The 17385-nt window shown below is 61.8% G+C and carries 14 protein-coding genes; 5 read left to right on the top strand and 9 right to left on the bottom strand.

The genetic code is table 11. The features are described 5' to 3' along the window. Positions 1-108: 108 nt before the first annotated feature. Positions 109-1377 carry an alpha-hydroxyketone-type quorum-sensing autoinducer synthase gene (gene cqsA, locus G473_RS26165; protein ID WP_051330104.1) on the bottom strand — a complete coding sequence of 423 codons (1269 nt, stop codon included), beginning with the start codon at positions 1375-1377 and terminating at the stop codon, positions 109-111. A 101-nt stretch (positions 1378-1478) separates the two neighbouring features. Here cqsA and G473_RS0109885 point away from each other — a divergent pair, with 101 nt between their 5' ends. Further along, positions 1479-2765, top strand: coding sequence for a sensor histidine kinase (locus tag G473_RS0109885; protein ID WP_210163275.1), 1287 nt, complete (start codon positions 1479-1481; stop codon positions 2763-2765). A 13-nt stretch (positions 2766-2778) separates the two neighbouring features. Then, positions 2779-3792, top strand: a complete 1014-nt coding sequence (locus G473_RS29170; RefSeq protein ID WP_029012963.1) for a response regulator — start codon at positions 2779-2781, stop codon at positions 3790-3792. 9 nt (positions 3793-3801) lie between these two features. Here G473_RS29170 and G473_RS0109875 read toward each other — a convergent pair whose 3' ends face one another. Continuing rightward, positions 3802-5718, bottom strand: coding sequence for an AsmA family protein (locus tag G473_RS0109875; RefSeq protein ID WP_029012962.1), 1917 nt, complete (start codon positions 5716-5718; stop codon positions 3802-3804). A 47-nt stretch (positions 5719-5765) separates the two neighbouring features. Further along, entirely contained in the window at positions 5766-5954 is a 189-nt protein-coding gene (locus G473_RS0109870) for a DUF3008 family protein (RefSeq protein WP_029012961.1), read from the bottom strand. Positions 5955-6198: 244 nt separating this feature from the next. On the opposite strand from G473_RS0109870, the gene G473_RS0109865 reads away from it, so the two are divergent. Further along, the gene (locus G473_RS0109865; protein ID WP_154667343.1) at positions 6199-6384 is read left to right on the top strand and encodes a hypothetical protein; all 186 of its coding nucleotides are present in this window, start codon (positions 6199-6201) and stop codon (positions 6382-6384) included. Between the two features lie 91 nt (positions 6385-6475). Here the strand turns inward: G473_RS0109865 and treY are convergent, their stop codons facing one another. Both treY and treZ read right to left on the bottom strand, forming a co-directional pair. Next, complete coding sequence (treY, locus tag G473_RS0109860; RefSeq protein ID WP_029012959.1) at positions 6476-9244, bottom strand: malto-oligosyltrehalose synthase; 2769 nt, start codon at positions 9242-9244, stop codon at positions 6476-6478. Positions 9245-9305: 61 nt separating this feature from the next. Beyond that, positions 9306-11132 carry a malto-oligosyltrehalose trehalohydrolase gene (gene treZ, locus G473_RS26155; RefSeq protein WP_245580030.1) on the bottom strand — a complete coding sequence of 609 codons (1827 nt, stop codon included), beginning with the start codon at positions 11130-11132 and terminating at the stop codon, positions 9306-9308. A 149-nt stretch (positions 11133-11281) separates the two neighbouring features. Here treZ and glgX point away from each other — a divergent pair, with 149 nt between their 5' ends. Further along, entirely contained in the window at positions 11282-13438 is a 2157-nt protein-coding gene (gene glgX, locus G473_RS26150) for a glycogen debranching protein GlgX (protein ID WP_051330103.1), read from the top strand. 12 nt (positions 13439-13450) lie between these two features. Here glgX and G473_RS0109845 read toward each other — a convergent pair whose 3' ends face one another. Beyond that, positions 13451-13684 carry a hypothetical protein gene (locus tag G473_RS0109845; protein WP_029012958.1) on the bottom strand — a complete coding sequence of 78 codons (234 nt, stop codon included), beginning with the start codon at positions 13682-13684 and terminating at the stop codon, positions 13451-13453. Positions 13685-13834: 150 nt separating this feature from the next. Between G473_RS0109845 and G473_RS0109840 the strand changes: the two genes are divergently transcribed. Continuing rightward, positions 13835-14395, top strand: coding sequence for an isochorismatase family protein (locus G473_RS0109840; protein ID WP_051330102.1), 561 nt, complete (start codon positions 13835-13837; stop codon positions 14393-14395). A gap of 23 nt (positions 14396-14418) precedes the next feature. Here the strand turns inward: G473_RS0109840 and G473_RS31080 are convergent, their stop codons facing one another. From G473_RS31080 to G473_RS0109820, 3 genes are all read right to left on the bottom strand, one after another. Then, positions 14419-14547, bottom strand: coding sequence for a hypothetical protein (locus G473_RS31080; protein ID WP_281169916.1), 129 nt, complete (start codon positions 14545-14547; stop codon positions 14419-14421). A 119-nt stretch (positions 14548-14666) separates the two neighbouring features. Further along, positions 14667-16022: a pentapeptide repeat-containing protein gene (locus tag G473_RS26145; RefSeq protein ID WP_051330101.1), complete on the bottom strand. Its 1356-nt coding sequence runs from the start codon at positions 16020-16022 to the stop codon at positions 14667-14669. Positions 16023-16479: 457 nt separating this feature from the next. Beyond that, the gene (locus G473_RS0109820) at positions 16480-17211 is read right to left on the bottom strand and encodes an alpha/beta fold hydrolase (RefSeq protein WP_029012956.1); all 732 of its coding nucleotides are present in this window, start codon (positions 17209-17211) and stop codon (positions 16480-16482) included. Between the last annotated feature and the right edge of the window lie 174 nt (positions 17212-17385).

Below are 17385 nucleotides of genomic sequence, written 5' to 3'. Positions count from 1 at the left end.
GACCTCCAGCAACGTGGAATGTCGGAACAGACCTGCTGATAACACAAGGGCGGGAATTTGGTGCCCGGAGCGGATGTCCGGGCACCATGTTACTGTTTATTCCCAGGATCAGGCGGCCATCACCGAACGGCCGTTCCGTCCCCGCCGCCGCCGGGTGGAGCCCCAGGCGGCGACATCCACCTCATCGCGCACCCGCTCCAGCGCAGACAACACACCCCTGATATCCGCATCACTCAAGTTGCAATGAACAGTGAAGCGCAGGATGGCCCGGTTGCGCGGTGTGGCCGGGGCGCAGAAGACGGACCCGAAAATCCCCTCCCGCTCCACCGCGTCGCGGAAGGCGATGATGGCATCGTCGGTGCCGGCCTCCAGCGCGATGATCTGGCTGTCGGAGATATCAACATTGTACCCCAGATCATCCAGCCCATCGCGCAGCCTTGCATGGTTGGCGTGCAGCCGTGCGCGCCGCCACGGCTCATCCCGGATGACATCCAGTGCCGCCTCGAAGCCCGCCACCTCATGCGCCAGCACGGAGGTGGAGAAAATCATGGGCATGGATTCATACCGGAAAAAATCGGCGTTGCGGGCCGAGCAGACGATAGCCCCGCCCCGGCTGGCCACGGCCTTGGACAGGCCCAGGGTGCGGAAATGCACCCGCCCCGTCAGGCCGGCCGCTTCCACCAACCCCGCCCCATCCGTGCCATGGGCGCCGAAGGAATGGGTTTCATCCACCACCAGCACACAGCCAGTCCGTTCCGCCACATCACAAAAAGCAGCCAGCGGCGCGATATGGCCCGATGTGCTGTACAGCGCATCAATGGCAATCACCCCCGGCCCATAGGCGGCGATCTGCCGTTCAAGATGGCCGGGATCATTATGCCGGAAGGGCCGCGCGACAGCGCCGGCACTCTTCACCCCCTCCCACAGGGAAGCATGGGCCAGCATGTCCAGATATATGGGCATATCGGGCTGCGCGATGGTCTGGATCAGCCCGACATTGGCGCAATATCCAGACATGCACAGCACCGCATCTTCCGCCTTCATCAAGGTGGCCAGACGCCGCTCGAACGCGCGGTGCCGGTCTTCGCGGCGATGGGCGAAAATGCGGGACAGGCTGTCGCCATGCCCGCCTTCCTCCAGCGCGGATATCTCCGCCCCGATGATCCGGGGATGGGCCGCCAGCCCCAGATAATCGTTGGTCCGCATCAAAATGGCATCGGCGCCGGGAACAGACCCGTTCAACAGCCGGTCCAACCGATGCAGATTGTCCCGCTCCGCATAGGCCTGCCGGATCCGGGCATCAAGGATGGCCGGGTCGGTCGGCGCGAAGGCGGGGAAATGGGTACGGGTGAAGAGTGCCGTGTTTGCAACGCTCATGATAAGCTCCTGGAAACGCGGGGGAGGAAAATGCGCCTCCCAACAACCGCGCCAGGAACTTTAAGTCGAATTTGTTTGCATTTATGTCTGAAAGGTCACTCGTGGATATATACACGCTATTGCGGGACCTTCATCGGCGTGCGGCCAGACAACGCCGCATACAGTATGAACATGTACGTACGAAACTTCAACTTCTCGGCGTTATTGGATTTTTTGGATTTCCCGCCTATTGGGTGATATGGACTTATATCTACCCACAAACGTATGAGAATTTAACTTTACGGCTTCTCGGCGCAGTCGCTGCGATACCTTTCATTATCGAAAAATGGCTTCCGCAGAAAATACGAAATATGATGCCATCCTATGGTATTATATTTTGTACAATGGCATTGCCGTCATTTTTTTCATATATGTCATTAATGAATGGAGCAAATATTGCTTGGCAAACCTCATTTATTGCTTCATTTTTATATTTAGCGCTGGTTATGGATGCTATTGCCTTCATGCTATCGGCCATTTTCGGCACGCTGATCGGGATTATTTCTTATTTTATTGTAACAGGTCAAAACCCGCCCCAAGGCTTTATTGACGGCTGGCCCATATACCTTTTCGTTTTATCCGCCGGAACGATATTCAACTATGCCGAGGCGCTGGCCCGGGCAGATGACCGTATCCAATCCGCCCGCGCGGTCGGCGGCACCATCGCGCATGAGATGCGCACCCCCCTTCTGGGCGTGCGCCTGGATGCAGAAACGGTGCGGGAACGGATGGCCCAATTGCTGGCGGAAACTTCACTGGACCCGGCCGCCCGTGCAGAAGCCGATGCCCTGCTGCTGGCGATGCGGAGAATCGAAGGGCACGGCCTGTTCGCCGACAGCGTCTTGAACATGATGCTGACCAACCTGTCAGGCCCACGGCGGCAAACGGAAGATATGCGCGCCGTCTCCATGGCCGTCACTGTTACCGATGCGATGAACCGCTTCCCCTTCCGGGGAGAGGAGCGACGGCGCGTGATCCTGGCGCTGGAAGATGATTTCATGGTCAACGCCTCGCCGGTCATGCTGACCCAGGTGATCCATAACCTGCTGCGCAACGCCCTTCGTGCCACCGCAGAAGCTGGGAAAGGTGAGGTGGTCATCCGCCTTGAAAAGGGCCGCGACGAACATCACCTCGTCGTTCGTGATACAGGAATAGGCATTGCCCAGCATCGGCTGGCGCAACTTTTCCGCCCTTTTGCCACGATGTGGGGGGGCACCGCCGGCGTAGGATTGGGCTTGGCTTTCTGCAAAAAGGCGGTAGAAGATATTGGTGGCACAATCAATGTTACGTCTTTACATGGATCATTCACCCAGTTTCGGATAAGCTTCCCAGCCGGCACAGGCTATTGAGACCTATGGCGAAATGACCTTCAGGATCCCTCCTTACAGCTTTCCAACAACGGTTGCTGCCGTTGACGATGATGCGCATTTCCTGGAGAGTCTGGCCTTTTCCTTGGGCCGCGCGCTGCGGTGTGACGCCTTTGAACATCCAGCCACCGCGCTTTCCGCCCTGGTCAACAGGGATGGGCGGGCCCGGATCGACCATTTGCTGGCGCCGTTGCAGGAATCCGATCTGGCGGAGTTGCCGGGCGATTGGACGGATCGGGGCGTCCGTCTGCATTGCTCACGGATCGTGGATGTCGCCGGGGATCCGACGCGGCATCAGGATGTCAGCGCCATCATTGCCGATTATGACATGCCGGGGATGGATGGGCTTTCCTTCTTCCGGGGGCTGGAATCACCCGCTGCCAAGCGCATTCTGCTGACCGGCAAGGCCGATGAACGGGTGGCGATCCACGCCTTCAATGAAGGACTGATCGACCTGTTTTTCATGAAGCATGATCCCACCATCCGCGATCAGCTCCGCACTGCCATCGCAGACGCCCCCCAGCATTATTTCCGCAAACTGACGCGGCCCTTATTGCCCTTTTTCGATGCCCGGTCCTTTCTTCATGATCCTTTTTTTGAACGATATGTGACCGAACAGTTTGCCATCCATGGCATTGTCGAGCATTACCTTTCCCTGCGCCCTTCAGGCCTGCTTTGTTTCGACGCCCAGCACGAGGGCTGGCTGTTGCTGGCCCAGGCGGAAGAGGATGTCTGTGGCATCATGGAGGCCGCCGGCGGTGCCGGTTACACCCAGGAAGGGGCGGCAGCGGTTGCCCGCGGGGAATTGCAGCCTTTGCCATCGACCGACAATGCCGGCGTGCCGGGGCAGGTGGAACTGGTGCCTTGCATCCGGCTTCAGTCGCAATGGCGCTGCAGCTTTATCCCGGCACCGCCACACCTGCGGGGACTGATCAAATATCCGCCCCCGGCCCGCTTCCAGCGTTACCGGCAGTTTGCAACAGTCACACCCAACACGGCCATTCCCTGACAGACGCTTTCACTTTGCCTGGGCCTGGTTGATCAGACTGCGGCAAGGGCTGTCCTCCCCACCACCGGCATCCAGGAAGGGCACGATGGCAGCCAGCGGCGTCAGCAAGACGCCCAATGCCACCGCCGCCCCACCCTTCAGGGCCAGTTTTCCGCCTTCCACCCCAACGGCCGGTTCCTTGAATGTGCCCCCCAGGGTGATGGGCACACGCGCCGACAGGGGGCTGAAATCCTTGGGCTGCGGTTGCAGCCGTCCCTCCAGCCGCTCTTGACCCAGATCCAGCGCCAGCTTGCCTTTTATGTTCGTATCGGTGGTGTCCAGCACCAGGGTACGCGACTGCATCATGCCTTTCTTCACATCGAAATCGCTGACAAAGCAGCGCACGTTGATGGCATCGTCGCCGGCGATCAGATTGGCCAGGGCCTCCGCCGCATCCAGCCCCGCCAGTTCCACCAGCAGGTGGCTGAGCGTGCCATTCTCCATCACCAGGACCGCTTCCCCGTCCGATGTTCCCAGGATGTCTGAAAGGGAACTGCCCGTCCCCTGCAATTGGATACGGCCAGCCAACGCACCCTCCGTTTCCGGCTCAAACCGGGTGCCTTTGAAAAAGGGCCGCAGGCCCAGATTACGAATGCCCAGATCGAAATTCCCGATCGGCACATCTTGGCGCCCATCCAGCACCACGGTACCCGCAATCTCCCCGATCTCTGCCTTAAAGCGCAGCGGTTCCAGCCGGGCCTGCCCACCCTTCAGGATCAGGTGGAAATCCACTTCCCGCAGAGGCAGGTCCGGCACCACGACATTCTGTCCGGTAAATTGCACTTCCATATCGGCAGCACGCAGCCGCGCCAATTCCACCGGCACATCAGGCAGGACTTTTCCCGGCGGGGCAACGGATGCCGACGGGTCTTCCTCGCCAGGGTCCAGGCCGATCAAGCCGCCAAGATCAATCAGGCGCAACTTGCGGGACAGAAGATTGGCCTGGATCAGGGGTATTTCCTCCCGCGGGTCAATGGCGACGCTGCCGGACAAATCACTTTCGCCCACTTCCCCCTTCAGATCATCAACCCGCCATCGCCCTTCATCCCGCTGCATGCGGCCGGAAAGGCTGTAAGGCGCGGTCGTGGGCGTGGGGATGCCGAAAATGGGGAAGATTTCCGCCAGATCCGGACCGCTCAGGGAGAGTTGGAAGTCCGCCCCCTCCAGCCGGATCGGATCGCGCATCGTGCCATCCAGCGCCAGCTTTGTGCCGCCGGCGGCAAGGTCAAGGCGCACGGGATAAGGATCCTCAGCCGCGCGCAGGCTCATCAAGGACCCGGCAACCAGCGTGACCGTGAAGGGCTTGCGTTCAATGGTGCCATCGCCTTCAACCCGCACCTTGCGATCCGTGTCGCGGGCCGCGACGTTGCTGATCCGGCTGCGAAAATCAATGCCTTTGCGCCGGTCGCGATAAGACAGGGCCCCTTCCTCGATCAGGAAATCGCCGATCAGGGGCATTTCGGTACGGTCATCAGGCGTGGTGGCCTCTGCGGCCAGTTTGCCCGCCGTGAAATCCCAGTTCGCCACTCCTTCTTCATTCTGCTCCAGCCGCACCCGCGGGCGGATGATTGCCAGTTCCGGCAGTTCCCAGCGCAACCGCAGCAGGGCGGGAAGGGAAACGCGCATGCGCACCCGCTCCACCTCTGCCATCAAGGGTTCTTTGGCCCAGGCCGCATTGGCCACCGTCAGCCCTTCAACCGTGATCAAGGGCTGCCAAGACCAGTCAATATCCAGCTTTTCGATGGTCACTTCCCGGCCACTCATGGCCGACAGGCGGTTCGCGGCCCAAGGGGCGAGCCGTCCCCAATCGAACAGAAGAACGACCAGGATCAACATCAGCATAAGGCCGGCGAACAATCCGGCACCCCATTTCAGCGCGCGCCGCATACCATCCTCCCTCGTCACCCGTGTCGGCCTTTTACAAAAGCCGGCCGTCAGGATTTGCTGGCATGGTCTGGCTTGCCCTTGCGCTTGGTCGCGGCCATATCCTCTAACTGCTTCTTATCCATGGATTTATACATGGATTTGGAAGCGCCCTGCAGGTCGCCCACCTTGGTGTCGCCCCGTTTGGCGGACAGGGCGGCCCCGGCCGCCTTCTGCTGCGCCTTTGACTTTGCCGGCATCTCAAGCCTCCCTCTCCAGGCGGTTTCCGGGCGGACACCCTCATATCGCGGTTGCGAGCAGCCGGTTTTTCGCCCATCCTTCCATGGCAACGATTGATCAGCCCGTGCCGTTCCGGCCGGGCAGGCCGGTTTGGTGGTTTCCCACCTTTTATCCGGCTACCAGGGGAACCTTTCTTCCCGCACGGTGTTTCCATCCGGTGCGCGGGGGTCCAATCAGGGGAAACGGGCCATGGGGATCGAGACAATGACCACCGAAACTGCGCCGCCCTTGGCGGCACCTGCTATTCAGAAAACCACTTCCAGCCAGGCCATGGCGGCGGCGAAAACGCCGGCCATCGCGACGCCGGTTGCAGGCCTGTCTCTGGGGGCCGCGCGCGGCCTGACAACCTGCGGCCCCCAGGCGCGGCGTGAGGCCAGCCTGCGCCGCTAAGCCTTCTCCGAATTTCTGCCGATTTTCCGCATTTGCCCTTTGGGGATGCGGAAAATCGGCTTGCCCCTATCCAGGCTCGCTGGTGGCCGGATCAATCCGGCAGCAGCAGCGCCACGGGCAGAATGGCGAACAGGTCAGTCGCCAAAACCTCCCCCGTCGTGAAACGCCGGCCCGTCAGGGCATCGCGCCAGATGCCGGTGCCCAATGTCAGGCTGGTATCACCCCATCCGCCGGCTTCCTCCAGCCGTGCGGGAAACCGGGTCACAGCCGTGATTGCCGCTTTGTCCCCCTCCCGGCGGGCAAAGGCGCACAGATGGTTCGCCGCCACACCTTCGGCCAGCAGCCCCTCATAAGCGCCATCGCGGAACAGGTCATTATGGGCTGACCGCACGGCCAGCACCTGCTTCGTCAAAGCCAGCTTTACGGCCCCATCGCCCCAGCCTTCCCGCAACCGGGCAAATGCACCCGCCGGGTCTTCGGCCAAAGCGGGTTCCAGCCGGTCCAGCAGGGTCATCCGGGCAGGATAATCCACCGGCCGCCGATTATCAGGGTCCACAAGGCTCAGTTCCCACAGGTCGGCCCCCTGGTAAATGTCCGGCACACCAGGGGCCGTCAGCTTCACCAGGGTCTGGGCGAGGCTGTTGGAAACGCCCAGCGCCGCAACCCGCGCCTGGAAGGGCAGGAAGGCCTCCAGAAAGGCGGGGCGTGCCGGGTCCAGCGCATCACGCGCGAAGCCCAGCATCGCCTCTTCATAAACCATGTCGGGGGCGGCCCAGCCGCTATGCAGCTTCGCCTCCCGCATGGATTTCACCAGCGCCCCTTCGATCCGGTCGCTGAAAGCCTTCAGCGCATCGGCATCGGGAATGCCAATCCCCGTCAGTTCCGCCGGCCATGCACCCAGCAGAAGCTGATAGAATAGATATTCGTCATTCTTGTCCGGCGGTGCGCCCCCTTGCAGATCCCCGCGACGGGCACGCAGGATGCGGCTCCAGCCCGCCACTTGCCGCCCCCACTCCTCTGCCATCTCGGCCAGCAGCGCCAGCCGGGCACGCACATCTTCCCCGCGCTTGGTGTCGTGGGTGGATGTTCCCAGCATCGCATGGGGCCAGCGGCGGGCACGATCCGCATTTGTCTTGTGAAAAGCGGATAGGGAGATGCCCAGATGGTCGGGATGGCCGCCTACCTCATTCACCGCAATCAGGCGGTTATAGCGGTAAAAAGCCGTATCCTCCAAGCCCTTGGCCATGACAGGACCGGTATATTGCTGAACCCGCCGGGCCAGCCGCACCGTCTGGGAACGGCTGTACCCGCTGCCGGGTGCGGCCACCAGATCGGTGGTCAGCAGGGCATGCAGGAAGTCGAACACGCTGCCATCCAGTTCGCGCGCCTGCCGGCGGGCATGGGCCACGGCCCAGTCGATGTCGCGCCTGTCTTCCGCCGTGGCTGTGCCGCCATCGATATAGGAACGATAGACGGGAAAGGCCGCCACAATCTGCTTCAGGCCCCGGGCCAGGATATTGCGGGTGAAATCCGTCGTGCGGGGGTTCTGCCGCGCCAGCCGGGCCGCATCGCGGGCCAGGGCGTTCAACTCTCCCGCCATTTCATTTTCCATGATCCGCATCTTGGCTTCGCGGACCAGATCGGCGAAAGGCTGGTCCTGGCCGGTGAAGCCGGCATAAAGCTGGCTTAACGCCGCTTCCCCCGCGCCATCGACCAGCAGGGCCAGTACGAGATTGGTGAATTCGTAACCCGTGGTGCCTTCCACCGGCCAATCTTCCCGCAGCCCCTCATGGCGGGCGAGGATTTTTTCCAGCACCAGATAGAAGGGCATGGGCGCCTGCGCCCGCAGGCGCTGGCAATAGGCTTTGGGGTCGGCCAAGCCATCGACATGGTCGATCCGCAGCCCCTCCAGCACCCCGTCACGCAGCAGCCGGAAGACCAGCCCATGCGCATGGTCGAACAGTTCCGGCAACTCCATACGCAGGCCGGCCAATTCATTGATATTGAAGAAGCGGCGATAATTAATGTCATCCGCCGCAACACGGAAATGGGCGGCGCGCCAATGCTGCTGCTGGATCAGCCCGTCCAACGCCGCTTTGCTGGCAAGATCACCGGCGACGCCATTCAGGCACGCCACAGATGCGGCGATAGCAGCGGCAGCGGTTTCATCCTCACCCGCCAGGGCCGCCAGTTCGGCCTGCAATTCCCGCGCACGGCGAACCTCATGCGGATGGTCGGCGGACAGATGGGCAAAGGCATCGCCGATCCTTTCCAGCACAGGAAGGTCACTGCCAAGAATGGCGGCGTAATCACAGGGGCGGATGGGCAGCTTGTGGGCGCCATAAGCCCAGATGGCGAAACTGCCGGCCGCCGCGTCGAAGCGCAGTTCCAGGTCACCCGCCGCCAGCACAGCGCCATATTGATCCCCCAGGAACGGCACCAGCAATTTGCCCTGCAGGTAACGTTTGTCGGAATCCCAGTCGATATCGAACCAGCCGGAATAGACGCTGTCCGGCCCCCATTCCAGCACGTCCAGCCACCAGGGGTTATCCGATCCGCCAACGCCCATATGGTTGGGCACGAAATCCAGAATCTGCCCCAGATGGTTCGACCGAAACGCCGCCACCATGCGCTGGAAAGCAGCCTCATCCCCCAGTTCAGGGTTCAGACGGTCATGATCCACAATGTCATAACCATGGGTGCTGCCCGGTCTGGCCAGCAGATAGGGCGAGGCATAGACATGGCTGACGCCCAGCCGCCCCAGATAGGCTGCGGCATCGGCCGCCGCATCAAAGCCAAACTCCTTGCGGAACTGAAGGCGGTAGGTGGCCAGCGGCACAGGCGGACGCGGATGGGACATGGGGGCAGGCTCCAGACAGGGACAAGAGGGGAGGTCGTGCAGAACAGACGCCGGCGCTGCCTTACCCATCCTCCACCATCCAGCGTACCGACCAAGGCCCCAGCCGGTGCCCCTCCCCCTGCCCTTCCAGCCACAGCAGGCGGCCAACCGGCGGCGGGAAATCATCCTGCGATGTGGCGGAAAGGTTGGCCGCCACTGTCAACCGGCACCCATCCCCTCCCTGCCAGGTAACACGCACCCCGCCCTGACCGATGCAGTGCCATTGCCCGGCATGGCCGGCAATGAAGGGCAATAACGGGGTGACTTCCCACCGGCGCACGGCGAGGATACGGCGATACCAGTCCAGCCACCCGGCATGGGGCGCACGCTCCAGTTCCAGCCAATCCAGTTTGGATGATTGGAACGTGGCAACGTCGGTCGGGTCCGGAATACGGGCGCGGGATGCGGCATCCTGGAATTCCGGGAAACGTGAAAATTCCTTTCGCCGCCCCTCGCGCACCGCATCGGCCAGTTCCGGACCGAAATCGCAGAAAAAGGCAAAGGGTGTGCTGGCCCCCCATTCCTCCCCCATGAACAGCATGGGGATTTGCGGGGACAGAAGGTAAAGGCTGGCCGCCGCCCGCACCGACGACGGGTCGGCGGTTGCCGTGATCCGGTCGCCAAAGGCGCGGTTGCCGATCTGGTCATGGTTCTGGAGAAAGGCGACAAACCGGGCCGGCGGCAGATGGGCGGAAGGCTGCCCGCGCTCACTGCCGCGATATTCCATCACCTCGCCCTGAAAGGCGAAGCCCTCGGCCAGGGCGCGGGCCAGCAGCTCAGGCTGGCCGGCATAATCTGCATAATAGCCGGCATCCTCCCCCGTCACGGCGACATGCAGGCCGTGATGAACATCATCATTCCACTGGGCAGTGAAGGATTGATCCAGCCGGTGGGCCTCGTTCTCCTCATTTTCCAGGATCAGATGCACGGGCCGGGGGCCGGCGGCAGCGCGCACACGTTCCGCCAGCGCTTCCAGCAGATGATGGGGACTGTCATCCAGGATGGCATGCACAGCATCCAGCCGCAGCCCGTCCAGATTAAATTCAGTGATCCAATAGACCGCATTGTCGATGAAGAAGGCGCGGACAACCTCGCTGCCCTCGCCATCATAATTGATGGCATCGCCCCAGGGGGTGCGATGGGCGCTGGTGAAGAAGGTGGGCGCATAGGCGTGGAGATAATTCCCCTCCGGCCCGAAATGATTATAGACCACATCCAGCAGCACCATGATGCCGCGCGCATGGGCGGCATCAATGAAGGCCTTGAAATCCTCTGGCCGGCCATAGGCGCTATCGGGCGCAAAGGGCAGCACCCCGTCATAGCCCCAGTTGCGCTGACCGGGGAAATCCGCCACCGGCATGATCTCCACCGCCGTCACACCCAGCCCGGCCAGATGGTCCAGCTTTTCAATGGCGGCGCGGAACGTGCCTTCCGGCGTGAAGGTGCCGATATGCAGTTCATAGATCACCGCCTCTTCCCAGGGCCGTCCGGCCCAGGCCGTTTCCTGCCATTCATAGGCCAGGGGGTCGATCACCTCTGACGCGCCATGCACATCATCAGGCTGGAAGCGGGAGGCGGGGTCCGGAACAGGCGTGCCATCGGTCAGCATATAGCGGTAGCGGCTGCCGGGACCGGCGGCGGGAACCGTCCGTTCGTGCCAGCCGCCGCCCAGCGCCACCATATCCAGCGGCGCCCCCTCATCCAGCGCCAGCCGAACATGATCATGCGCCGGGGCCCACAGCCGGAAGCGGACCTGGCCATCCGCGCCGATCTGCGCGCCGAAATCCATGTGGTGGGCGCGCCCTTTCCCCGTACCCCCACCACCGGCCATGCTGCCCTGATCCGCCATTTGCCACCCCACGCGATGATCCAGTGCAGGGTTAACCCGCAAGGCGCAGGCCCCGTTCCTTGCAGTGCAATAAAATCCCTGGGGAACAACGGTTGCGGGCGGGGGTTTCTGCTGCACACCCGCCCGAACCACCTACCCCGGATACACCCATGGCCGAAATCAAGCGCGCGTCCCGCATCGCCGAAGGTCTACCCTATCCGCTGGGGGCCACCTGGGACGGGTTGGGGGTCAATTTCGCCCTGTTCTCCGCCCATGCCACCAAGGTGGAACTGTGCCTGTTCGATGATGCGGGCAAGCGGGAACTGGAACGCATCACCCTGCCGGAATATACTGACGAGGTCTGGCATGGTTACCTGCCGGAGGCGCGGCCGGGCACTGTCTATGCCTACCGGGTGCATGGGCCTTACGATCCGCAGAACGGCCATCGGTTCAACCCGCACAAGCTGGTGCTGGACCCTTATGCCAAGGGGCTGGTGGGACAGATCAACTGGCACCCCTCGCATTTTGGCTATCGCATGGGCCATAGCCAGCAGGATCTCAGCTTCGACCGGCGGGACAGCGCGCCGCATATGCCGAAATGCCGCGTCGTCGATCCCGCCTTCACCTGGGGCCATGACCGGCACCCCTGCGTGCCCTGGGACCGGACCATCATTTATGAAGCGCATGTGAAGGGCATGACCAAGCGCCACCCCCTGGTGCCGGCGCATCTGCGCGGCACCTATGCCGGCATGGCGGTGAAGGAGATCGTGGATTACGTGAAGGCCCTGGGCATCACCTCCATCGAACTGATGCCCGTCCATGCCTTCGCGCAGGATCAGCCTTTGCTGGACCGGGGCCTGCGCAATTACTGGGGCTATAATTCGCTGGGCTTCTTCGCGCCGGAGCCCGGATATTCCGCCACTGGCGGCGGGATCAACGAATTCAAGCAGATGGTCGCCCAGTTCCATGATGCCGGCCTGGAGGTGATCCTGGACGTGGTTTACAACCACACGGCTGAAGGCAATGAACTGGGGCCGACCCTTTCCTTCAAAGGCATCGACAATGCCAGCTATTACCGGCTGATCCCGGACAATAAGCGCTATTACATCAACGAGACGGGCACGGGGAACACGCTGAACCTGTCCCACCCGCGCGTGCTGCAGATGGTCACCGACAGTCTGCGCTATTGGGTGGAGGAAATGCATGTCGATGGCTTCCGCTTCGATCTTGCCACCATCCTGGGCCGGGAACCCTATGGCTTTGACGAGGGCGGCGGCTTCCTGGACAGTTGCCGGCAGGACCCGGTGCTGTCACGGGTGAAGCTGATCGCAGAGCCGTGGGATTGCGGGCCGGGCGGCTATCAGGTTGGCGGTTTCCCGCCGGGCTGGACGGAATGGAACGACAAGTTCCGCGACACGGTGCGCGCCTATTGGAAGGGCGATGAGGGGCAGTTGCCGGAACTGGCCGACCGGTTGACGGCATCGGGGGCGGTCTTCAACCGCCGGGGCCGCAAGCCCTACGCATCGGTTAATTTCGTCACCGCGCATGACGGTTACACCCTGCATGACCTTGTCTCCTACAATGACAAGCATAATCAGGCGAACGGGGAGGATAACCGCGACGGCCATTCCCATAACCTGTCCTGGAACCATGGCGCGGAAGGCCCAACCGAGGATGAAGCCATCCAGGTCCTGCGGGAACGGCAGAAGCGCAACATGCTGGCCACGCTGCTTTTCGCCCAAGGCACACCCATGATCCTGGCAGGGGACGAGTTTGGCCGTACCCAACATGGCAACAACAATGCCTATTGCCAGGATAATGAGATCACCTGGCTGGATTGGGAAGGGATCGACGCGGCGGGCGAGAACCTGACCCGGTTCGTCCGCCGCTGTCTGGCGCTGCGGGCGCAATATCCCCTGCTGCGGCGGGGACGGTTCCTGACCGGGCAGCATAATCCGGACCTGGATGTGAAGGATGTCACCTGGGTGACCCCCTCCGGAACGGAGATGCAGCATGGCCAATGGCATGACAACCACGCCCGGTGTCTGGGCATGCTGCTGGACGGGCGGGCGCAGGCCACCGGCATCAAACGGTCGGGCGGTGACGACACCTTATTGCTGCTGCTGAATGCCCATCATGATGTGGTGCCCTTCACCCTGCCGGAAGTACCGGGCGGGCAATCCTGGCAGCCTTTGCTGGACACCAATCTGGAGGCGGATGCGGTACTGGCCCCGGCAAAAGCCGGCAGTACCTATATGCTCACCGGCCGATCCCTGCTGCTGCTGGTCTTGCAGGCAAAACCGGCAAAGACGGGCACTACTGTTTAAGCACGGCGCTGGTCAGGGACGGGCAGCCATCTGTACGGGCTGGGCCAGACAGGCTTCCAAAGCGCTGGCCCGGTTACCGGCATCGTCCGTCTTGGGCAGGGCAACCTGGGTGTAGCGGGCGCAATCGGCGAAATGGGGGTGTTCGTCGGCTACCTGAACGGGGGTCTGGGTCACCGGCACCCCGGCTCCGGTACAGGCGCCGAGAAACAAAAACAATGCCGTGCCCGCCAATGACAAGCGGTGCATCACCTTGATCCTTACAGTCAGACATTGGATGATGGGCAGACGATAGCCGCACGGCCCCGCCTTGCCAGTGACACGGCTCACAGAACCGTGAAGGGCATCGCATGGAAGCCATGCGGCATATCGCCGGAAGGCCAGCGACAGGAATTGCCGATGACCCCCCACCCGCTTCCCGATCCCCGCCCCCTGCTGCTGACCCGCGCCTGCCGGCTGGCCATCATTGATGTGCAGGACAGGCTTCTGGCCGCGATCGACGGGGCCGACCAGGTGGTGGCCCGCTGTGAAGTGCTGGTTCATGCGGCCCAGCGGCTGGGTATTCCCGTCGCTGCCACGGAACAGAACCCGCAAGGGATCGGTCCCACCACGGCACGGCTGGCCGCCCATATTCCATTACGGTTCGGCAAGGTGCATTTCGCCGCCAGCAACCAGGGGGATTTCCTGTCCTGGGCGGCGGCCGGTGGTACCATCCTGCTGGCGGGGACGGAGGCGCATGTCTGCGTGCTGCAGACGGCCCTGGGCCTGTCCGGTCTGGGGTTGAAGGTGGCGGTAGTAACCGATGCCATCGGTTCCCGCCGCGCCTCGGACAAGCAGGCGGCATTAGACCGCCTGCGCCATCATCAGGTGGAACTGGTCAGCAGCGAGATGGTGGTCTTCGAATGGCTGGAACGCTATGACCGGCCCGAATTCAAGGAATTGCTGCGGCTGATCAAATAGCGTTCCGCCCGGCACCTACCAGCTTAGTGGTGGCCGTGCCCGTGGCCATGATGGCCATGGTCGCCATCACCTTCCGGCGCCTTGATAACCGCAATGCAGATGCCGGACAGTACGGAAGCGGCGATAAAGATACCAATGACGGCGAAGCTCATTTCATTCCCCCAGATGCGGTCACGCTGGAGGGGACCGCATCATCTGTAAGGCACCCGTGGGCACATCATATAATCCGGCGGCACGTTAGCGTTACGTTGACGGTGCCGCAAGATGCAGATCAGACCATATCGGGCAGGGGCAGCACCAGATTGCGCGCACCCCGCAGATCGGTATTCTTCAAGTCCGCCTCCCGCAGGTCGGCCATGGTCATGATCGTGTCTGTCATCACGGCATCGCGCAACACAGCGTTCTGCAAGTTAGCCTGGGTGAAATCCCCATCTTCCATTCTGGCACCGACCAAGTTGCCACCAGACATATTCACCCGGACCAGCCGCGCCTTGCTGAAATTGGTCGGCCAGTTCTGGCCGTTACGCAGTTCCATAGGCGACGCGATGATGTTGGTCAGATCGGCATCGTGCAGGATGGACCGTTCCAGGCAGGCCCCACGCAAATCCGCCTTGGGAAGCTGGGCCTCGCGCAGGTCCGCCATGGAAAGATCGGCCATGGCCAGCACCGTGCCGGACAGGTTGGCGCCGCGCAGCGAGGTCTGTTTCAAGATCGCCGCGGAAAGGTTGAGGTTGGAGAGATCCTGACCGCTGAGATCAATCCCCGTAAGGTCTGCCCGTTTGCCCTTATGACCGTTGGAGACAATCCATTCCCGGTGCTGGCGCAGGGCATTGCCAAGCACGCCGTCGATTCCATCCAGCCGGCGCAGCGTATCCGCCCCGCTGAGATTGGCCATCGACAAATCAACCTCATCCAGCAGCGCGCCCAGCAGGCTGGCTGACGAAAGGTTGGTATTGCGCAACAGGGCGCGGGTAAGAATAGCTCCGTCCAGCTTGGCGCCGGACAGATTGGCATCGGACAGATCCGCCCCTTCCAGATTGCAGCCGGTCAGGTCCGATCCGCTGAGGTCGGCCCGGACAAACATCGCGCCGCGCAGATCGGTATCGCGCAAATCGGCCTGGATGACGAAGGCATTGGACAGTTTCGCGCGGCTGAGATCGGCACGCATCATCGTGGCTTCTGACAGTTCGGTCGCATTCTGGTTCGGGCTCAAGGGCGACAAGTCACCGTTCTTGGACCGCATCAGATAACCGTCGCGCAAATCCGCTTCCGTCAGGATGGCACGGGCAAGTGACGCACCACGCATCGCGGCGCCGCGCAAATCAGCCCGGATCATGGTGGCACGGGAAAGGTTGGCCCGGCGCAGATCAGCGCCAAAGAAGCAGGCTCCCCGCAGATTGGCGCCGCTCAGATCGGCATCGGAAAGTTTTGCGCCCGTAAAATCCGCTTCCACCAGAAGCGCATTCTGCAGGCGGACCCGTGACAGATCATAGAACTTAAGGCAGGCCCGGATGCCGCCCCGCTGCCCCTGAAGGAACCGGCGATGCAATTGCAGCACCTGCTCGATCTCCGCCGCGCTGATCGACACATAGTCGATATCGAGGCCATCTAAGGTGGTGCTTTTCATGTGCAGGAGAGACCGAAGTCGTTGGACAGGTGTTAGCAGAAATAAGCTAACGGTCATTCGTTAACATATCCCTGCCATTCACCGAGGGCCAATCAGAGATAACCAACCTAAAAGATAGGTGCCTTTACTAATTTTCCCCGCTCATCCACATATTAAAAACTCGAATTCGAATCAGTAAAGCCAAGTTCAGTAAATAAATTCATAAAAAAGAAAAAATTTTCTGTATCAATCAGTAAAAATCCAATCAAATCAGGAACCTGTGAGAATAAAAATTGCCAACCCGCGACAGCCAACTGGGTCTGGAGGCCAGCATGATGAACAGCCACTCATCGCCAATGGCCATGAAACCGGGATCCCAGAAAAGGCAACCGGGTCAGTTGAACATGCCAATGTAATTATCACCGCCCCGCCATCGGGGACGGGGCAGACATACATATTCCGCGATGGCGAAATCAAATCACTGGATTGACCGCACCATAGCCGCCCACTCACGCATCAGGGCCGTCACAGCGCCGGGCTGCTCCAAAGGGGCCAGATGGCCACAATGCTCCAGCACCACCAGCCGGGCATCCGGCACAGCGGCAGCCACCTCGGCCAATCTGTCCGGTGGGGTGACCTGATCATCAGCACCGACAATACATAATGTCGGCACCCGGATTGCCGCCAAGCCGGGTCGGCTGTCCACCCGCCCCAGAATCGCTGTCTGCTGACGCAGAAAGGCGTCGCGGCCCACCCGCTCCGCCATCTCCATCACCACGCCGGCAATGGCGGGATCATTGGCGAAATCCGGGTGGATCAGGGTTGGCAACAGGCGCGGCGTCACGCCTTTGAACTTCCCGCTCTGCGCCAATTTCAGCAGAGCCTGACGTCGTTTGCGCTGTTCATCCGTATCCGGCCGCGCGCTGGTATCCACCAGACACAGGCCCAGGACCCGCTCCGGCGCGCGCCGCATGATCTCGAACGCCACATAGCCCCCCATGGACAGGGCCGCCAGGGCAAAGCGCGGGGGCGCCGTCGCCAGCACCTGCTCCGCCATCACGGCAATCGAATCGGCCTGGGTAAGGTCAGCCACCCGGCTTTGCACCAGATCATCGAGGTCGCGCACCTGATGCGACCAGAGTGCCGCATCGCATAACAGCCCCGGAAGCAGAAGGAGGGGCAGCCTTGCGTCATGCGGGGGGTGCGTCATCGCCCGAAATCCTTGCTCTTACAGGCTGGAATTGTTATCGAAGGGGCCGACCCTAGCTGATAGGGGGCACCCGGTCCAACCCATGTGCCCATGTCGGTTTTGTCTGGCTGGTCGGCGCCCATCGCCGAGCGGTTGGTTTGTCACTCCCATCCATGCCGCTGACGTCACGGTCTT

It is taken from the genome of Niveispirillum irakense DSM 11586 (assembly GCF_000429645.1).
Taxonomy (GTDB): Bacteria; Pseudomonadota; Alphaproteobacteria; order Azospirillales; family Azospirillaceae; genus Niveispirillum; species Niveispirillum irakense.
The sequence above is the reverse complement of the archived record's forward strand: the minus strand, read 5'-3'. Positions and strand labels throughout refer to the sequence as shown.